The sequence below is a fragment of the Bacillus cereus genome (assembly GCF_002567495.1).
Classification (GTDB): domain Bacteria; phylum Bacillota; class Bacilli; order Bacillales; family Bacillaceae_G; genus Bacillus_A; species Bacillus_A cereus_AQ.
Window position 1 is genome coordinate 13,544 of the sequence record NZ_NVAP01000060.1, and the last position, 2,447, is coordinate 15,990.

Here is a 2,447-nt window from a genome sequence, read left to right on the forward strand (position 1 = left end):
GGGTTTTTTTATTATAAATTAACCTAATTTAGGTAATAAACGTTCTCCGCTTTTCATGCTACTTTTACATAAAGGGCATTTAGGCTCTTCTTCAAATGAAAAGTTCTTTCTCATCCATCCTAAACAATCCTCTGATTCACATTCCCAAACAGGTGTTTGTTCTGGTGGTACTTCTGCTACATCGTTCTTTCGATTGCGATACATGTAACCACTCCTTTTATGTAAAAATTTTAGTTATATATTAAAAAGGTTGTTAACCGAGCTGGTAACAACCTTTTTATTGTTTGAATTATAGCTTTACAACGTTTTTAGCTTGAGGTCCGCGGTTACCGTCTTCAACTTCGAAGCTAACTTCTTGACCTTCGTCAAGAGATTTGAAGCCGTCGCCAGTGATAGCTGAGAAGTGAACGAATACGTCGTTACCGTCTGCAACTTCGATGAAACCGAAACCTTTTTCGCTGTTAAACCATTTTACTTTACCTGTTAATGTCATGGTAATGCCTCCTAAAATTTAAAAAGATTACAATATGATCGGCCTTATTTGAATGAAAAATAAAAGTTCACATATTATCAAAAACCCATAAGGAGTATAAAATATCCCTGATTGATACTTGATAATATGCAAAGAAAATATAGTGTTAAATTGACCTTAATTACTATCTTACAACAAATGGTGGGAAATAGCAAGTGCTGGTAATACCAGTGAGTAATCTGGGTGATAATAGTGAAAGGCACAAAGTCATCTCTTTTATTTATATATTATTCCTAAGTTGGATTTATTCCAAACAAAAATCATTTAATATGAAAAAATAAGTTTAAATAAAAGGCTAAATATATTTTAATAATGCTGATGAGTAACATAATTAGGAGGACAGAATATTGCAAAACAAACAATTTAAAATAATTGAAGCAGCCAAAGAAGGAAGAAGAAAAGTTCATCCTGTTTTCGCTGTCATACTCGCGATTGTATTTTTAACTTTAGGTGAATTATTTATGTTGTTTATGCTGATTTTGCCGAAAGCAGAAACAACTTTTATGAAGGCGATTTATAGCGACATTGAGATGATATTAACGTTTGGCGGCGCAATATTTTTTGTGTTTTTATGGATTAGATTTGTAGAGAAAAGATCATTTTCATCCATTGGTTTTTGGAGAAATCAATGGATAAGAAAATACTTGAGGGGTGCATTAATAGGATTTGTTTTCATTTCCATACCAGTAATTTTACTCATATTAGCAGGAGTTGTAACACTACAAATACAACAGATTACAGGAACCGCTATATTGGGTATTGTAGGTTCTTTAGTTGCATTTTTAATACAAGGGGCAACGGAAGAAATTATTGTACGAGGTTGGTTATTCCCGATTCTTTCTGTTAGAAGCCGTATATGGGTTGGGATTGTTGTGACGTCTTTCTTATTTGGTTTTCTTCATTTACTTAATCCAGGTATTACAATTCTTTCAATTTCAAATATAATATTAGTGGGTGTATTTGCAGCTTTTTACGTTTTAAAAGATAGTAGTCTGTGGGGGATAGGCGCATGGCATTCCATTTGGAATTGGGCACAATATAACGTCTACGGTTTTGCAGTTAGCGGGATGACGATATATTCAACGCCGCTATTTAAACCTGCAACAAATGGCCCCGAATTTCTTCATGGAGGTTCGTTTGGAATTGAAGGTAGTATTATTACAACAATCATGCTCACTATCGCTTCAATTGTTTTATGGAGAAAGTTATGGGGAAGAAAAGTGAAACAACGAAATTTTAGTTAATGAAAGAGGGAGAAACTATGGGGATAATAGCGTTTGAGGGAGCTAGCGCTGTTGGTAAAAGTACAACGTGTCGTGAATTAGAAAAGAATTATGGTGCTTATATAATACCTGAAGTGAATTTTTTATTTGAAAGACCAAAAAATGAACATACAACATGGTATTTTGAAAAACAAGTAGAGCGATGGAATATAGCGATGCAGAAGTCGCAGCAATATGAATTAGTAATACTCGATGGCGATATATATCAGCCACTTAGTTATAATTGGTGTTTTCATTTTGATATATTTAACCAGCCATTATCTTTAATAGAAAATTTTTATAAAGAAAAGATGATGAATAGGGAAATTGGTTTTCCGGATCAATATTTTTATTTATATACGAACGATGAAGAACTTAGAAAGCGGAAAGTATCTGATGAGACGAAAAGAAGGCGAAACTTTGAAAAACATTTACATATATCAAAATCGTTTCAGCGTTATTATGAAAATTTAAATACTGTTACAAATGGGTACTGTAAATTAATTGAGGCGAAAAGTGTAAAAAATAATGAATTAGAAATAGTGAGAAACTCAAAAAATTTGAACGTGTGCGAAGAAGGACGTTTTGATGTTTCGAAGTTAAATTCTATTACGAAGTGGCTAAAAGAAAACCATGCATAAAAAACAACGAGT

General features: G+C 32.9%; 4 protein-coding genes. 2 read left to right on the forward strand and 2 right to left on the reverse strand.

Features of this window, described 5'->3' with window-relative positions; genetic code table 11:
- Positions 1 to 18: 18 nt before the first annotated feature.
- Together COK05_RS27075 and cspD are read right to left on the reverse strand one after the other, a co-directional pair.
- The gene (locus tag COK05_RS27075; RefSeq protein ID WP_000286203.1) at positions 19 to 204 is read right to left on the reverse strand and encodes a cold-shock protein; all 186 of its coding nucleotides are present in this window, start codon (positions 202 to 204) and stop codon (positions 19 to 21) included.
- 85 nt (positions 205 to 289) lie between these two features.
- On the reverse strand, positions 290 to 493 hold the full coding sequence (gene cspD / locus COK05_RS27080) for a cold-shock protein CspD (RefSeq protein ID WP_000176365.1): 204 nt from the start codon (positions 491 to 493) through the stop codon (positions 290 to 292).
- Between the two features lie 386 nt (positions 494 to 879).
- Between cspD and COK05_RS27085 the strand changes: the two genes are divergently transcribed.
- Together COK05_RS27085 and COK05_RS27090 are read left to right on the forward strand one after the other, a co-directional pair.
- Positions 880 to 1,776 (forward strand): CPBP family intramembrane glutamic endopeptidase, encoded by an 897-nt coding sequence (locus COK05_RS27085; protein ID WP_098615008.1) that lies wholly within the window; start codon positions 880 to 882, stop codon positions 1,774 to 1,776.
- Positions 1,776 to 2,435 carry an AAA family ATPase gene (locus COK05_RS27090; RefSeq protein WP_141539277.1) on the forward strand — a complete coding sequence of 220 codons (660 nt, stop codon included), beginning with the start codon at positions 1,776 to 1,778 and terminating at the stop codon, positions 2,433 to 2,435. Before COK05_RS27085 ends, COK05_RS27090 begins: the two co-directional genes overlap by 1 nt.
- The last annotated feature ends 12 nt before the right edge of the window (positions 2,436 to 2,447 follow it).

What these genes read in the sequence shown, in the direction of transcription:
- cspD (WP_000176365.1), bottom strand. Translation starts at nt 493, where the DNA reads ATGACATTAACAGGTAAAGTAAAATGGTTTAACAGCGAAAAAGGTTTC.
- COK05_RS27075 (WP_000286203.1), bottom strand. Translation starts at nt 204, where the DNA reads ATGTATCGCAATCGAAAGAACGATGTAGCAGAAGTACCACCAGAACAA.
- COK05_RS27090 (WP_141539277.1), top strand. Translation starts at nt 1,776, where the DNA reads ATGAAAGAGGGAGAAACTATGGGGATAATAGCGTTTGAGGGAGCTAGC.